Here is a 15,685-nt window from a genome sequence, read left to right on the forward strand (position 1 = left end):
GAGACCACACCAGCCGAGGCCAGCACCGGCGGCCACCAGCAGCAGCAGGCCGCCGCCCGCGCCCGCGATGATCAGGGCGCGATGGCGCGGCTCGGGGGAGGCGGCCGGGGGGACCTGCGCGGCGGCCGGCTTCGGGGTGGCGCCCTGCTTGTCGGTGAGCAGCGAACTCACCGCCGCGTACGGGTCCACCCGTGGCGTTTCCGACGGATACGCGGACACCGTCAGCTGCCGTGCGGCCTCGGCCGCGGACATCTCCGGGTACCGGGCCCGTACCAGCGCCGCCGCCCCCGCGACGTGCGCGGCGGCGAGCGAGGAGCCCGAACCGATGTAGTGGCCCGAGCCCTTGGGCCCGACGCTGACCACCGCGTCACCCGGCGCCGCCAGATCCGCGCCGTCCAGCGCGGGCGCGCTGTCGGGGCGCCGGCCGTCCGGGCCGTAGTCGATGACCGAGAGCACGCCGGGCGCGGACGCGGGCCAGTACCAGGGCGCGGGCTCGACCGCCTTGCCCGTGTTCCGGTCCCTGGGGAGGAAGTCCGGGCCGACCGGCGCGACCACCAGCGCGTCGTGCTCGGCCGCGTACGCCACGGCCTTGGTCAGTTCGGCCTTCCCCGTCGCCAGCACCCGCCCGACGTAGATGACGTCGGCGCCCTTGTCGACGGCGGTGCGGATGCCGGCCGCGAGGGTCGCGGCGGTGGTCTCGCCGCGCGTCTGCGTCCCGCGCACCGCCAGGATCCGCGCCCCGGGCGCGACTCCCGCCACGCCCACGCCCTCGCCGGGCGCCGCCGCGATCAGGCCCGCGGCGAAACTGCCGTGGCCCACGCAGTCCTCGCCCGCGTCGCCGACCGCGGTGACCCGGCCGGACAGCGCCGGGATGTCCGTACCGACACCGGAGTCGACCACGGCGACGGTCACCCCGGCGCCCTGGGACAGCTCCCAGGCCCGGCCGAGCCCGAGCGTGGACCGGGACCAGGTCGCGTCCTCGGCCTTCGCGGTGGACGCCTTCGCGCACGGGTCGTCGGACGCCAGCACGGAGGCGACGGCGGGCAGTTCCACCGAGTCCGCGATGGCGGGGGTGACCCCCGTGGCGAGCGGAACCGTGGCCAGCGCGGCGGCGGCGACCGCCCGCGCCACCGGATGACGGTGAGTAAGAACACGTCGCATGGCTCGCATGTTACGTGGCCCGGGGACGACTTACCGCAAGATGGTCGATTTACCCATATAAAGATGTTCAACTTGATAGTTCAGCTCACCTGGATTGCACGTTCTGTCTGGCCGGGAAGCCGGCCCAGGCACCACAACAAGGAGGTCCCAGCGTGTCACGGCAGTTGCTCACGGTCGGCCCGGACCAGACGGAGACCTTCCGGACGATCGGCGAGGCCCTGGCGAAGGCGCGTACGGGAGCGGTCATCCGCGTCAAGCCCGGCCGCTACCGCGAGAACCTCACGGTCAGGACCCGGCTCACCATCGTCGCCGACGGCGACCGCGGCAGCGTGGAGATCTGCCCGCCGCGCGGCACCGCCGTGGTGCTCGTCGCGGACGCCGTGATGCTCACCGACCTGACGCTGCGCGGCGGCAGCGAGGACCTGCCGGTGGTGGACGCGCCGCGCGGCCAGGTCGCCATGGACGGCTGCACCGTCGTCGGCTCCGGCTGGACGGCGCTCCTCGCCCGCGAGAACGGCTCGCTGGCCATGCGCGGCTGCCGGGTCTCCAACCCCGAGGGCGCGGGCGTGGTTGACACCGCCCCCACCGGCAGCGTCATCGACGACTGCCTGATCGAGCACCTGGGCACCTCCGCCGTCGTCCTCAGCGAACAGGCCCGCACCACCGTGCGCGGCTGCCGGATGCGCGACGCCAAGGGCAACGGCCTGCTCGCCAACGGCGAGGCGCAGGGCCGGGTCGAGGACTGCGACATCTCCGGCACCGAGAAACCCGCCATCGCCCTGGAGGGCCGGTGCGCCACGCACGTGGCGCGCACCCATGTGCACGACACTTCCGTCGGCGTCTACGTCACCAGCGCCGCCCGGCCGGTGCTGGAAGAGGTCACCGTCAGCGACACCACAGGACCCGGCATCGTGCTCGCCCAGGGCGCCGACCCGGAACTGCTGCGCTGCCGCACCGCCCGTACCAAGAGCAACGGCCTTGCGGTCACCGAGCGTTCCCGGGGCACGTTCCAGGACTGTGCGTTCGACACCGCGGCTTCTTCCGCGATCCGCGTCGTCGGCTCCAGCGCCCCGCTGCTCTCCGACACCACCGTGCGCGACTGCGCCGACGCGACGGCGGCCGTCCTGCTGTCCGAGGACGCCTCGGCCGAGTTCGACCGCTTGGAGGTGGTGGACGCGGCCGGCGTCGCCGTCGCCATCCGCACCGGGGCCAACCCCCTGCTGCGAAACGCCCGTCTCCTCGCGCCCGGCGGCCACGGCGTGGAGGTCACCGAGGACGGCCGCGGACGCCTGGAGGACTGTACGGTCGCGCACTCCGCGGGCGCGGGCATCCGGGTCGCGGGCGGCGGCGCCCCCGAGATCACCGGCACTGTGCTGCGCTCGACGGCCCAGGCCGCCGTCTGGATCGGCACGGGAGGCCGCGCCACCGTACGGGACTGCCAAATCCACGCGGGCACCGCCGCGGGACTGCACGTGGAGAGCGGCGCCGAACTCTCCGCCGACCACACCCAGGTGACCGAGGCCGGGGCACACGGCGTGCTCGTCGCCAACGGCGGCCGGGCCGCGCTCGAGGCCTGCCAGATCAGCGGCAGCGTCGGCGACGGCATCCGCGTCGACAGCTCGGAGCAGGTCACCCTCACCGACTGCACCGTGCGCGACAACCGCGGCGCGGGCCTGAAGCAGACCCGCGCGACCGAACGCCTCACCGTCCAGGGCCTGAACAGCAGCGGGAACGCCACCCCCGACGCCTGGGGCGAGACCGCCGGGGACCTGGCCCAGGAGGGCAAGGCCACCGCCCGCCCCGGCGAGAAGAAGCCCGAAGGCCCGCTGGCGGAGCTGGAGTCGCTGATCGGCCTCGCCGACGTCAAGCACCAGGTGCGCACCCTGGTCAACGTCAACCAGCTCGCGCAGCGCCGGGCCAGCCTCGGCATGCCCGTCCCGCAGATGAGCCGCCACCTGGTCTTCTCCGGCGCGCCCGGCACCGGCAAGACCACCGTGGCCCGGCTCTACGGCGGCATCCTCGCCGAGCTCGGCGTGCTGCGCTCCGGGCATCTGGTAGAGGTCTCCCGCGCGGATCTGGTCGCCCAGATCATCGGCGGTACGGCCATCAAGACCACCGAGGCGTTCAACGAGGCGCTCGGCGGTGTGCTGTTCATCGACGAGGCGTACACGCTGCTGTCCGACAGCAGGGGCTCCGGTGCCGACTTCGGCAAGGAGGCCATCGACACGGTGCTGAAGCTGATGGAGGACCACCGCGACGAGGTCGTCGTCATCGCCGCCGGATACACCGACGAGATGAGCTCGTTCCTCGCCTCCAACCCGGGCCTGGCCTCCCGCTTCACCCGCACCATCGAGTTCGCCAACTACTCCGTGGAGGAGCTGGTGACCATCACCGAGAGCATGTGCGAGGCGCACCGCTACGAGCTGGCCCCGAGCACCCTGGACGCCCTCGCCCGGCACTACGAGCGGATGCCGCGCGACGCCACGTTCGGCAACGGCCGCGCGGCCCGCCAGGTCTTCGAGGAGATGATCGACCGGCAGGCGTTCCGGCTCGGCTCCATGGCCAACCCCGCCGAGGCCGACCTCTCCCTGCTGCTGCCCGAGGACATCGCGGACGAGTCGGCGGCCGCGGCGGGCGCGGACGGCCGCAGCTCCGAGGAACTGCTCGCCGAACTCGACGCCATGATCGGCCTGCAGGCCGTCAAGCGGGAGGTCACCGACCTGGTCAACCTGCTGTCGGCCACCAAGCGGCGGCAGGCCGCCGGCCTGCCCACCCCGAAGATCAGCCACCACCTGGTCTTCTCGGGCCCGCCCGGCACCGGCAAGACCACCGTGGCCCGGCTCTACGCCGACCTGCTGCTCTCCCTGGGCGTGCTGGCCACCGGCCAGTTGGTGGAGGTGGCCCGCGCCGACCTGGTCGGCCGCTATGTGGGCCACACCGCGCAGCTCACCAAGGAGGTCTTCGAACGCGCCCTGGGCGGCGTGCTGTTCATCGACGAGGCGTACACCCTCACCCCCGAGGGCGCCGGCTCCGACTTCGGCCGCGAGGCCGTCGACACGCTGCTGAAGCTCATGGAGGACCACCGCGACGAGGTCGTGGTCATCGTCGCGGGCTACACCGAGGAGATGGCCCGCTTCCTCGCCTCCAACCCGGGCCTGGCCTCACGCTTCTCCCGCTCGGTGGACTTCGAGCACTACTCCACGGACGAACTTGTCGAGATCATGAGCCGCCACGCCACGGCCTCCGGCTACGATTGCGCACCCGAGACGGTCGAAGCGCTGCTCCAGTACGTGGCCGGGCTGCCGCGCGACCGCTCGTTCGGCAACGCCCGTACGGCCCGACAGATTCTGGAGGCGATGATGACCCGGCAGGCTCGGCGGATCGGCCCGATGACCGCACCGGGCCTGGACGACCTACGGCTGCTGCTGCCGGACGACCTCCCGACGGACACGCGGCAACCGGCGGGCTGACCCCGCCGGTGGCCCAGTCGACCATCCCGGCCGTGAAGTAGAACCGTCAATTGGATACGCTGGGCCGGAAAACGAGCCTTGACCAGGAGCGATCCAGGGAGCCTGGAATGCGGGAATGGGCTGCGGCGGGCCACGCGGGACATTGGAGGAACGGTGTCAGGGTCGATAGGGTCCACCGGAGCGACCGGGCCCACCGAGGACGCGGAGGCGCTCGCGGAGTTGCTGCGGGGGCTCAAGGAACGCTCGGGGCTGAGCTACGGGGTGCTGGCCAAGCGGCTGGGCATGAGCACCTCGACGCTGCACCGTTACTGCAACGGCAGCGCGGTGCCGACCGACTACGCGCCGGTCGAGCGGCTTGCCCGGGTGTGCCGGGCGACCCGCGAGGAGCAGGTCGAGCTGCACCGGAGGTGGATTCTGGCGGATGCGGCGCGAGCACGCAGAAGGCCGGGTCCGAACGGAACAGAGCCGGACGGAACGGCGCCGGACGAGGCGGCGCCGGAGGGAACGGGGCCGGGCGGAACAGAGCCGGACGGAACGGCGCCGAGCGGGGCTGGACCGGAGGGAACGGCGCCGGCATCCACTGGCAGCGAACTCCGCACACCAGGTGAAAGCGATGAACCAGACGTCGGCAGCGTCGCCCCGCCCGCCCCCGCACACCCCCGCCGACGCCGCCCCACGCTCATCGCCCCCGTCGCCGCGGCCGCCGCTCTGGGAGCCATCGCGCTCGCCGCGCTTCTGCCGTCCTTCAGAGGCGACGACGGCTACCGGAGGGCCGGGGACACCACTGTGGGCAGCTTGACCGGATCGGGAGACGACGGAACCCCGGCCGACACAATCCCGGCCGCCTCCGACTCCGCTTCCCCGTCCCAGCCCGCGAAGAAGGGCAAACCCTCGGCGCCGGCGTCCGCCGCCCAGAACAGCGGGGTCACCACCGAGCAGGCCGAGGCGGCGCCGGTCAAGGTCACCACCCGGCCCTACGTCTACAAGAACCCGTGCAACCAGCACTTTCTCGTCGACAGCGAGCCCGCACAGGTCGGCCCGCCCGTCGTCGAGCAGGACGCGCCCCGCTGGGCCGCCGCGTACGGCGCGGTCCCCTCGGGGGACCAGCGCATCGCCCTCTCCGTACAGGGCACCGGGAAGGACACGGTCGTCCTGGAGGCGCTGCATGTACGCATCGTCACGAAGGGCACCCCGCTCGCCTGGAACGACTACTCGATGGGCGTCCTCTGCCCCGGCGGCGGCGCCGCCGTCAAGAGCGAGTCGTTCGACATCGACCTCGACAGCGGCAGCCCCCAGGTCACCGCCAAGAACGGCCAGCGCGACTTCCCTTACAAGGTCAGCGAGTCCGACCCGGAGGTCTTCTACGTCACCGTCCGCATCAACGCGCACGATGTCCGCTGGGACCTCTCCCTGGACTGGTCCAGCGGCGACCGCCACGGCACCGTGCACATCGACAACAAAGGCACCCCGTTCCGCACCAGCGCCCGCCGCCCCGGCTACACCTACCAGCCGAGCAGCAGCGAGTGGATCAAGCGAGGGGGCTAGGGCGCGGCCGGAACGATCACCCGGTGGGTGCCGGGCGGGGCCTGGTACAGGGCGCCGGCCGGGTGCGCCCCGGCGTCATCGGCCGGGGTCTCCCCCACGACCACGACGTTCCAGGGCAGTTCGCTCTCGGTCTCGATGACCGTCTCGCCGCCCGAACGCCGGACGGTGAAGACCGCCGCGGCCGCAGCGCCTGACCGTGCGGGGATGGTGGTGACGGTCACGGAGCCGTCGGCCCCGCCCGGGTACACATGAAGGGTCACGCCGTCCGCCCAGTCGGATCGCGGGCCGTCGTCCACCGCGCCGAAGGGGACCACCGAGCCCGGCCGGGCCAGCAGCGGCAGCGTGTGGAAGCCATGCCGCTCGCGTCTCCAGCCCGGACCGCTGACCCGCTCGCCGGTGAGCACATTGGTCCAGCTGCCCTCCGGTACGTAGTACTCGACCGTGCCGTCTTCGCTGAAGACGGGGGCCACCAGCAGATCGGCGCCGAGCATGTACTGCCGGTCGAGCGCGTGGGTGCCCGGGTCCTCGGGGAATTCCAGCAGCATGGCCCGCATCACCGGCGTACCGGACTCCTTGGCCTCGACCGCCGCCTGGAAGAGATACGGCATCAGCCGGTGCTTCAGCCGGGTGAAGTCACGGGTGACCTCGACCGCCTCCTCACCGTAGTCCCACGGCACCCGGTAGGATTTGCTGCCGTGCAGCCGACTGTGCGAGGAGAGCAGGCCGAACTGCACCCACCGCTTGAAGACGGCCGGCGGCGGGGTGCCCTCGAATCCGCCGATGTCATGGCTCCAGAAGCCGAAGCCGGACAGCCCGAGGGACAGGCCGCCGCGCAGCGACTCGGCCATCGCCTCGAACGTCGACTCGCAGTCGCCACCCCAGTGGACCGGCATGCGCTGGCCGCCGACGGTGGCGGAACGGGCGAAGAGCACCGCCTCGCCCTCGCCGCGCTCTTCGACCAGCAGGTCGAAGACCGTCTCGTTGTAGAGCTGGGTGTAGTAGTTGTGCATCCGCTCCGGGTCCGAGCCGTCGAACCAGACGACGTCCTCGGTCGGCACCCGCTCGCCGAAATCGGTCTTGAAGGCGTCCACTCCCTGGCCGAGGAGGCGTCGCAGCTTGGCGGCGTACCACTCGCGGGCGGCGGGGTTGGTGAAGTCCACCATGCCCATCCCGGCCTGCCACTTGTCCCACTGCCAGACGTCACCGTCCGCCCGCTTCAGCAGGTAGCCGGCTGCCATGCCCTCGGCGAACAGATGGGACTTCTGCGCGATGTACGGATTGATCCAGACGCAGACGCGCAGCCCCCGCTCCTTCAGCCGGGACAGCATCCCTTCGGGATCCGGGAAGACCGCCGGGTCCCAGACGAAGTCGGACCACTGGTACTCCCGCATCCAGAAGCAGTCGAAGTGGAAGACGCTGAGCGGGATGTCCCGCTCGGCCATGCCCGCCACGAACCGGGTCACCGTCTCCTCGTCGTAGGAGGTGGTGAAGGAGGTCGACAGCCACAGCCCGAACGACCAGTCCGGTGGCAGCGCGGGCCGGCCGGTGAGACCCGTGTAGCGGCGCAGAACGTCCTTAGGGGCGGGTCCGGCGATGACGAAGAACTCGAGGGACTGGTCCTCCACGCTGAACTGGACCCGGCCGACGTTCTCGGAGCCGACCTCGTAGGAAACGTTGCCCGGGTGGTTGACGAAAACACCGTAGCCACGGTTGCTCAGGTGGAACGGCACGTTCTTGTATGCCTGTTCACTGCTGGTGCCACCGTCGGCCTGCCAGATGTCGACGCTCTGGCCGTTCTTGGTGAACGGGGTGAAGCGCTCGCCGAGGCCGTACACGGTCTCGCCGACGCCCAGCGACATCTTCGCCAGCATGTGGTGGCGGTCGTCGGCGTCGGTGACAAAGCCCAGGTCGCGGGGGCCGAGCGAGGTGATGACCTTGCCGTCGGAGACGAACCTGAGGTTGCAGGATCCCTCGGTGTCGGCTTTGAGGGACAGCGCGCCCGAAACGAGCTCGACCGTCGAGCCTTCGCGTACGGTCTTCGCATGCCCGCCGTCCGGGTCGGCGGTGAGGGTGAACGCCGGTGTTCGGGGGCGCCTGCCACCGTGATGCCACAGCCGTACGCCGATGACACCCTCGGCGGGTGACCACGCCTCCACGGTCACCAGCGGGCCGTTGAGCGTGTCGCCGCGGTGCCGGATGCGGGTGACCGGCGCGTAGAGAGTGAAACGGTCGTCGGCGACGTCCACGTCGGCGACGGAGGTGGCATAGCGGGCCGTCACGCCTGGCCGCAGCTGCCAATAGCCGTCGGTGAACTTCATTTCAGTGCTCCTGCGTGGACGCGCGGTTGACGGTGATCAGTTCACGGAACCAGTGGTAGCTGTCCTTCGGCGTACGTTCCTGGGTCTCGTAGTCGACCCGTACGATCCCGAAGCGCTGACCGTAGCCCCGAGCCCACTCGAAGTTGTCCAGCAGCGACCAGCAGTAGTAGCCGCGGACGTCCACTCCCGCGTCGATGGCGGCGGACACGGCCGCCACATGGTCGCGCAGATACGCCACCCGGTCGGTGTCCCGTACGGCTCCGTCCGGCGAGACGGTGTCGGCCTCGGCGGAACCGTTCTCCGTGATGTGGACGGGCGGCAGGTTCGGGTACCGCGCGGCCAGGTCCACCAGCAACTCGGTGAAGGCCGCGGGGACGACGGGCCAGCCCATGGTGGTGTGCCGGGTGCCGTACGGGTCGCTCTCAGCGACCCGGATGTCCATCGCGGTACGCCGGGCCGCGTGGGCCTCCGCGTACGGTGCGTCGGAGACGGTCAGCGGGCGGTAGAAGTTCAGCCCCACGAAATCCAGTGGTGTGCCGATGGTGTCCAGGTCACCGTCGCGGCGGTACGAGCCGTCGGCCAGCTCGCCCCAGGTTTCGGACTCACCGGTGGGATACCGGCTGTTGAACAGAGGCTCCGTCCAGACCTCGTTGTGCAGCGTCTCGGCGCGGCGCAGCGCGGCCAGGTCGGCCGGGGAGGAGCTGGCCGCGTGGATACGGTCGAGGTTGAGGGTGATGCCGACCTGGGAGGCGCCGGCCTCACGCAGCACCCGCACCGCGTTCCCATGGGCGAGCAGCAGGTGGTGCGCGGCGGCCAGGGCTCCGGTGCCTTCGCGGGCGCCGGGGGCGTGCCGTCCTTCCCCGTATCCCACGAACGCGGAGCAGAAGGGCTCGTTGAGGGTGATCCACCGGCCCACCCGGTCGCCCAGTCGCTCCACCACCAGCCGGGTGTACTCGGCGAAGGCTTCGGCGGTCTCCCGGACCCGCCAGCCGCCCCGGTCCTCCAGTGCCTGCGGCAGGTCCCAGTGGTAGAGCGTGACGGCCGGGGAGACACCGGCTTCGAGGAGCGCGTCGGTGAGCCGGTCGTAGAAGTCCAGCCCCTTCGCGTTGGCCGGTCCTGTGCCCTGCGGCTGGATCCGCGGCCAGGCCACCGAGAAGCGGTAGGAGTTGACACCGAGGCGGCCCAGCAGTTCGACGTCCTCCCGGTAGCGGTGGTAGTGGTCGCATGCGATGTCACCGGTGGCACCACCCGCGGTGCGGCCGGGGGTGTGGCTGAAGGTGTCCCAGATGGACGGTCCGCGGCCGTCCTCGTCGTGCGCGCCCTCGATCTGGTAGCTCGCGGTCGCGGTCCCGAAGACGAAGCCGGGTGGGAGGACGGGAAACCGCGCGGCGTCCGGTGCGTGAGGTGGGGTGCTGCTCATGCTGTATTGCGGACCTTCCGGGTCTTGAGAGATGTGCGTGTACTACTTGACCGAACCGCCGGTGATACCCGCGGCGACGTACTTCTGGGCCAGTATCAGCAGGATCGCCGCCGGGACGGCGGAGACGACGGCCGTGGCCATGACCGCGCCCCAGTCGCTGACGTGGGCGCCGATGTACTCGTACATGCTGAGGGTGATCGGCTTGACGTCGTCCGTCGTGTTGAGCGTCAGTGCGAACATGAAGTCGGACCAGGCGAAGAGGAAGGTGAAGAGCCCGGCCGTGATGAGCGAGTTACGGCTGATCGGGAGCACGATGCGGACGAAGGCGGTGAAGCGGTTCGCCCCGTCGACCATCGCCGCTTCCACGATCTCCTTCGGGATCGACACCATGAACGCCCTCAGCAGCACGATGGAGAACGGCAGTCCGAGCGAGGCGTCGGCCAGGATCAGCCCGGGGAGCGAGTTGACCAGATGCAGATCGACATAGGCGCTGTAGAGCGCGTTGGCGATCACGATGCCGGGCACCATCTGGGTGATCAGGGTGCCGAACACGATGGACCGGCCGCCCCTCAGGCCGAGCTGGGCCAGGCCGTAGGCGGCGGGCGCCGCCATCGCCAGACAGACGACGACCGCGCCGAGCGCGACGACCAGGCTGGTCACGAGTGAGCCGCCCTGACTGTCCAGCGCCCGCTCGAAGTTCGACCAGCCGGGCGAGGTGGGGAACCAGCTGGTCGAGGCGAGACTTTCGCCCGGTTGAAGGGCGATGTTGAGCATCCAGTACAGGGGGAAGAGCAGAATGGCCAGAACGACCAGCGCGATGACGGTGTTGCTCCACCGTCGCACAGTGCGGGCGGACATGGCGATCACTTCCCCTGACCGAAGTCGGACCGGTTGGCCCGGAGATAGAACACGGCGAACACCGCGCTGATGAGGATGAGGACATTGCCGACCACCGCGCCCTGCCCGAAGTCGAGCTGCTGGAACGACAGCTGGTAGGTGGCGGTGCCCAGCGTCTGGGTCGAGTCGGCGGGCCCGCCGCCGGTCAGCGCGAGGATCAGGTCCAGGATCTTGATCGTCGACATGAAGCCGAGGACCAGGACCACCGTGATCACCGGCCGCAGCTGCGGCAGTGTGATGCTGCGGAACGTACGCCAGGGACCGGCGCCGTCGAGCGAGGCGGCCTCGTACATCTCACGCGGGATCTCCTGGAGCCCGCCGTAGAGGATCACCATGTTGAACGGGATACCGACCCAGATGTTGACCAGGACCGCAGACAGCAGGGCGACGCTCGGACTGCTCAGCCAGGGCACCGGCTCCGAGGTGAGGTGCAGGTTCATCAGCAGGGTGTTGACCACCCCGGTGTCCTGGTCGAGGAGTTTCCGCCAGACGACCGACGAGACGACCATCGGGATCAGCCACGGAAGCAGCAGCACGGCGCGGGCGAAACCGGACAGCCGGAACCGGCGGGAGAAGAACACGGCCAGCGCCAGGCCCAGCACGAACTGGCCGAACAGTGAGCCCAGCGTGAAGAGTGCCGTATGCCAGAGGGACTTGGTGAACAGCTCGTTGCCGAACACCGCGGTCCAGTTGTCGAGGCCGTTGAACGGTGCCTCGCCGGTGAAGAAGGTACGCGGTGTGTAGTGCTGGAAGCTCATGACGACGTTGCGTACGAGCGGATACCCGAAGAAGGCCAGCATGTAGAGCACGGCGGGCGCCACGAAGAGCCAGCGTGTCAGCGCGGCACGGGACGCTCTCCGACCCGGGACGGTGGGGCTCGCCGCCACGGACTTGGCGGGCCCGGCAGTGGTGGTACTCATGAACGCTCTCACTCTCCGCCGGCCGTGGCCTGCGACTGGGCACGCTTCAGCGCCGCTTCGGGCGAGGAACTGCCGGTCAGAACAGACTGGAAGGCGCCCGCCAGGGCGCTGGACACAGCCGGCCACCGGGCGCCGACCTTGGCGGTACGGGAACGGGCGGTGGCGACCGTGTCGGCGAAGCCCGCGAGCTTCGGATTGTCGGCCTTGTACTCGGCGGCGGCGGAGGCCCTGGTGGGGATGTTGTTCACGCCCGCACCCCAGCCCACCTGGTTCTTGCGCTCGTTCAGGCAGTTGAGGATCTTGGCGGCGGTGGCCTGGCGCCCGGTGTCGCCGGTACGGGGCAGGGACATCACGGTTCCGCCCATCGGCGCCACCGGGGCCTTGCCGGCCACGGGCACCGGGATGGTGGTGACCGCCCAGTGCAGGGACTTGTGCTCGCTGAGCACGGGAACCTGCCAAGGGCCGTTGACCATCATGGCCGTCCGGCCCGCGATGAACTGATCGTTGACGTCCTGCTGGTTCCAGGTGACCACGGCGCTTGACGCGGACCGGTCTTTGACCAGGTCCTTCCACAGCTGGACCGCCTTTTCGCCCTTGCCGTTGTCGATGCGGGCCTCGTCGCCGCCCGCGGACCAGAAGAAGGGAAGGAACTGGTACACCCCGTCGGCGTCGGGTGTCGCGCTGAAAGCCATCCCGAACGTCTTGCCCCGGGTGAGCTTCTTGGCCGCCACCTTCAGCTCGTCCCAGGTGGTGGGCGGTGTCACCCCCGCCTTCTTCAGCACGTCCGTGTTGTAGAACAGCGCCAGGGTGTTGACCGAGCGGGCGATGCCGTACGCGGTGCCCTTGAAGCTCCCCATGCTCACGGCCCCCGGCGAGAGCCCGTCCACACTCACGCCCGCCGTCTTCAGCGGGACCAGACCACCGGTGTCGGCGAACTGGGGCAGCTCCGATCCGTCCAGCTCCAGGATGTCGGTCATCGAGTGCGACGACGCCATCCGCAGCGCCTTGGTCGCCACCTGCGCGGCGGGAACACTGGTCTGCTCGACCTTCACCCCGAGGGGCCCCGCACACCGGTCGAAGAACTTCTGCTGCTGGTCGTGTTCATGCTGGTCCGTGGCGGAGTTCAGCACCGTGATGGTGTTGGGGTCGGCCTCCTGCGCGCATCCGGTGAGGCCGGCCGAGGCCACAAGGAGGGTCAGGAACAGGACCGGCGCCGGCGGGCGGCGGCGAGGCAATGGCATGTGGGTGTCTCTCGGTTCGGGCTGTCCGCGGTGGCCAGTGCGCCGGAACATCGCATCGCATCGAATCGATTCGATGAAGTGGACTGCAGTGATGTTAAGGGCAGGTGTCCGATGGCGACAAGAGCCTCAGGAGAGGAAAACAACCACGGCATCCGGCGAGGCAGCCGCGCGGGAAGGGCGTGCGGAGTTCAGGCCCGCGGGGCGGTGAGCGGCGCGTCCCCCGGCAGCAGAGCCGGGGCGATCAGCAGATGGCCGACGGCGTCGGCGAGCAGCCGGGGACCGGCCTCCGCATCCCCCGCGGCGGTCTCGTGCAGCGCTGTGGCCGCGGCCACGGCGAGCCGGGTCACCTCGCCGGCCAGCGTTTCCACCGGCAGTTCGACACGAGGCAGCCGGCGGCCGGCCGGGTCTCCGGGCAGGGCGCCGATCACCACGACGGTCAGATCCTCGGGTATACGGAGCCCAACGTCAGTCACGGACGTCAGGATGTGGTGATGCGCGGAGGGGTGCTGCACGATCAGCGCGGTCGGCCGTCCGCCCGCTCCGCCGTCCGCGCGCTCCCCGAGCAGCGCCCGGAGCCGGTGGGCCAGCCCGGCCGGATCGTTCACCGCATGGGCCACCGTGACGGCGGCGCCGGTGCTCCGGGCGCCACGGTTCGCACCGGCGATACCCCGGAGCGCGTAACTGCGCCTGGCCACCACTTCCGCCTTGGTGGGTGCGAGGTAGACCATCTCGCGGTGTCCCGCGGCGGCCAGCTCGGACACCACCAGGGCGGCGGCCTCCTCCCAGTCCAGGTCGGTCCACGGCAGGGCGTCCTCGTCGGCCGGCCGCCCGATGAGCGCGGCGGGAAAGGCCAGCTCCCGCACGACATCGATCCGGGCGTCCTCCATATCGACGGCCATCAGCACCGCCGCGTCGGCAAGGCCGCTCAGCGCCACCCGGCGCAGCCCCTCGGCCTTGTCCTGGGACGTGGTGAGCAGCAGGTCGTAGCCGAGTCTCACGGCCGCGTCGCTGATCTCGATCGCGAACGGGCCGTCCACAGCGTTCCGCCGGCCGGCCGGGCGGGGCAGAGCGAGGGCGATCACATGGGTGCGGCTGGAGCGCAGGGTCCGGGCGCTGGCCCGCGGGTGATACCCGAGCGCGTCCACGGCCTCCTGTACGCGTCGGCGCGTCTCATCGGAAATGGGCCGGGAGCCGTTGAACACGTAGGAGACGGTGCTCGGCGCGACCCCTGCGTGCTGGGCGACATCCCTGATGGTTGGCAACCTCGACCCCTCGGTGATGCGGGCACGACGACGAAAGGCCCGAGCGGCAAACCCCATCATATATGCGGTGCCTCACCTGCATATATGCGACGGCTGCCGATACCGCGAAGTCAGACCACGCAGACCACTCAGACCACTCAGAGCACGGAGAGCCGCAGATCTGTCACATACCAGCGGCCTTCCCTGACACCGGCCTCGATCCTGACTTCGACCTGGTCCTCCTTCACTCCGGTGGAGTTCGACAGGACGATGGCCTTCAGCGTCTGACCGTCCACGGTGATCTGCTCACCGTCGACCGTCGCCTTCTTGTCCGTGACCGGGACCTCGGCCACCTTCACCGTCGGTGGATTCTTCGGTTGGTCGGGGGTGAACGCGGTGTGCACGCGGTGGACTTGTTCCTTCATCTCCTTTGCCTCCTCCCCGTTGCCCGAGCACATCTCCGCGGTGTTGGGCGTCGGGGGAGCCCCGTCCATGCCCGGGTTCGCCATGGCCAGGCATGCCTCCTCGGCACGGTCCTGGACGACCGCGGTGACCCACGTGGCCACCGCCCCCCGCGCCGAGGACTGATCGCCGGCACCGGGCTGCCCCTTCTGGGACGGGGTGGCGTCGGCGGTCGAGGCGGAGCCCTTGGTGTCCGTCGTCTTCGTCGAGTCCGACGAACACCCCGTGAGGGCCGGCACCGCGGCCATCACACAGATGCCGGCGATCCAGCCGACAGCGGTCTTCTTCGACCCGACCATCTTCACTGCGCTCATGCTTCCTCAACCCGGGGATTCGGCGGACTTGCGGGATCTCGGGATCTGATGCCCCGACAGCAAAAAGGTGCGGTTGACCTGCGAGGATACGAGAGTCTGCAGCGGATCCGTGGCAGCGGGCAGGGCACCTAGGGGGTCGAGAGTAACAGGGTGGGACCGCCTGTTGTCCGCGGTGGCCGATGAGAAGAAGCCGGTCGGGCCCATATCCGCGATCGGGCTGCCGTAGCCCCTGTCACCTGCACTTATTGCTTCGACGCTGTCCGGTGACGCTCATATTCCACAACATTGACGCTGTGGTTCAAGCGCGCGCCGCGCCGCCCTCCTTAGGCTGCGCCGAGACCCGGAGTAACGGGGGTTGCCCAGAGTAACGGGGGTTGCTCTGGATCCGTCGCGTACCAGGCCTGACAGTCGCCACCACAAGGAACACCTGATGAAGCACGTCTCTCCGCCAAGATCCACAGTGGGCCCCTTCCCCCGCGAAGAGGCAGTTCGTCTCCATGACGGTGCCCGCTTCACTGCCCGCCATCGGCGGTGACAGCGATCCAGGCCCCGCCGCGCAACCTGGGCGAGCCGTACTCCGGCCGCCCGCCAGTACATCGGGGGGGGGGTGCCTCTATGTCTTTCGTCAAGCGAGGCGTGGGGTTCTGGGTTCGTAGAAGGTGCCGTCGCGGAGCATCGCGAACAGCACGCTGATGC

Annotated in this window: 10 protein-coding genes; 2 read left to right on the forward strand and 8 right to left on the reverse strand. The window is 70.2% G+C overall.

The window, feature by feature from the left end:
• The coding region (locus tag ACWDSL_RS45460) for a S8 family serine peptidase (protein ID WP_450494595.1) at positions 1–1,161 on the reverse strand (1,161 nt) is incomplete at its 3' end.
• 152 nt (positions 1,162–1,313) lie between these two features.
• Here ACWDSL_RS45460 and ACWDSL_RS45465 point away from each other — a divergent pair.
• Both ACWDSL_RS45465 and ACWDSL_RS45470 read left to right on the forward strand, forming a co-directional pair.
• Positions 1,314–4,631 (forward strand): right-handed parallel beta-helix repeat-containing protein, encoded by a 3,318-nt coding sequence (locus ACWDSL_RS45465; RefSeq protein ID WP_450494597.1) that lies wholly within the window; start codon positions 1,314–1,316, stop codon positions 4,629–4,631.
• Positions 4,632–4,784: 153 nt separating this feature from the next.
• Positions 4,785–6,176: a helix-turn-helix domain-containing protein gene (locus tag ACWDSL_RS45470; RefSeq protein ID WP_450494598.1), complete on the forward strand. Its 1,392-nt coding sequence runs from the start codon at positions 4,785–4,787 to the stop codon at positions 6,174–6,176.
• On the opposite strand, the gene yicI is transcribed toward ACWDSL_RS45470, so the two are convergent.
• The 7 genes from yicI to ACWDSL_RS45505 form a co-directional block, all read right to left on the reverse strand.
• Positions 6,173–8,494: an alpha-xylosidase gene (gene yicI, locus ACWDSL_RS45475; RefSeq protein ID WP_450494599.1), complete on the reverse strand. Its 2,322-nt coding sequence runs from the start codon at positions 8,492–8,494 to the stop codon at positions 6,173–6,175. The two genes, ACWDSL_RS45470 and yicI, sit on opposite strands and share 4 nt — an antisense overlap.
• 1 nt (position 8,495) lies before the next feature.
• Positions 8,496–9,914, reverse strand: coding sequence for a GH1 family beta-glucosidase (locus ACWDSL_RS45480; protein ID WP_450494601.1), 1,419 nt, complete (start codon positions 9,912–9,914; stop codon positions 8,496–8,498).
• Between the two features lie 42 nt (positions 9,915–9,956).
• A complete protein-coding gene (locus ACWDSL_RS45485; protein ID WP_450494603.1) occupies positions 9,957–10,772 on the reverse strand; it encodes a carbohydrate ABC transporter permease in 816 nt (271 codons plus the stop codon).
• Positions 10,773–10,777: 5 nt separating this feature from the next.
• A complete protein-coding gene (locus tag ACWDSL_RS45490) occupies positions 10,778–11,731 on the reverse strand; it encodes a carbohydrate ABC transporter permease (RefSeq protein WP_450494604.1) in 954 nt (317 codons plus the stop codon).
• Between the two features lie 8 nt (positions 11,732–11,739).
• Complete coding sequence (locus tag ACWDSL_RS45495) at positions 11,740–12,972, reverse strand: sugar ABC transporter substrate-binding protein (protein ID WP_450494606.1); 1,233 nt, start codon at positions 12,970–12,972, stop codon at positions 11,740–11,742.
• A gap of 188 nt (positions 12,973–13,160) precedes the next feature.
• Positions 13,161–14,234 carry a LacI family DNA-binding transcriptional regulator gene (locus tag ACWDSL_RS45500; RefSeq protein WP_450494608.1) on the reverse strand — a complete coding sequence of 358 codons (1,074 nt, stop codon included), beginning with the start codon at positions 14,232–14,234 and terminating at the stop codon, positions 13,161–13,163.
• Positions 14,235–14,371: 137 nt separating this feature from the next.
• Positions 14,372–14,989 (reverse strand): hypothetical protein, encoded by a 618-nt coding sequence (locus ACWDSL_RS45505; protein ID WP_450494610.1) that lies wholly within the window; start codon positions 14,987–14,989, stop codon positions 14,372–14,374.
• Positions 14,990–15,685: the final 696 nt, after the last annotated feature.

It is taken from the genome of Streptomyces sp. NPDC000941, assembly GCF_053599555.1.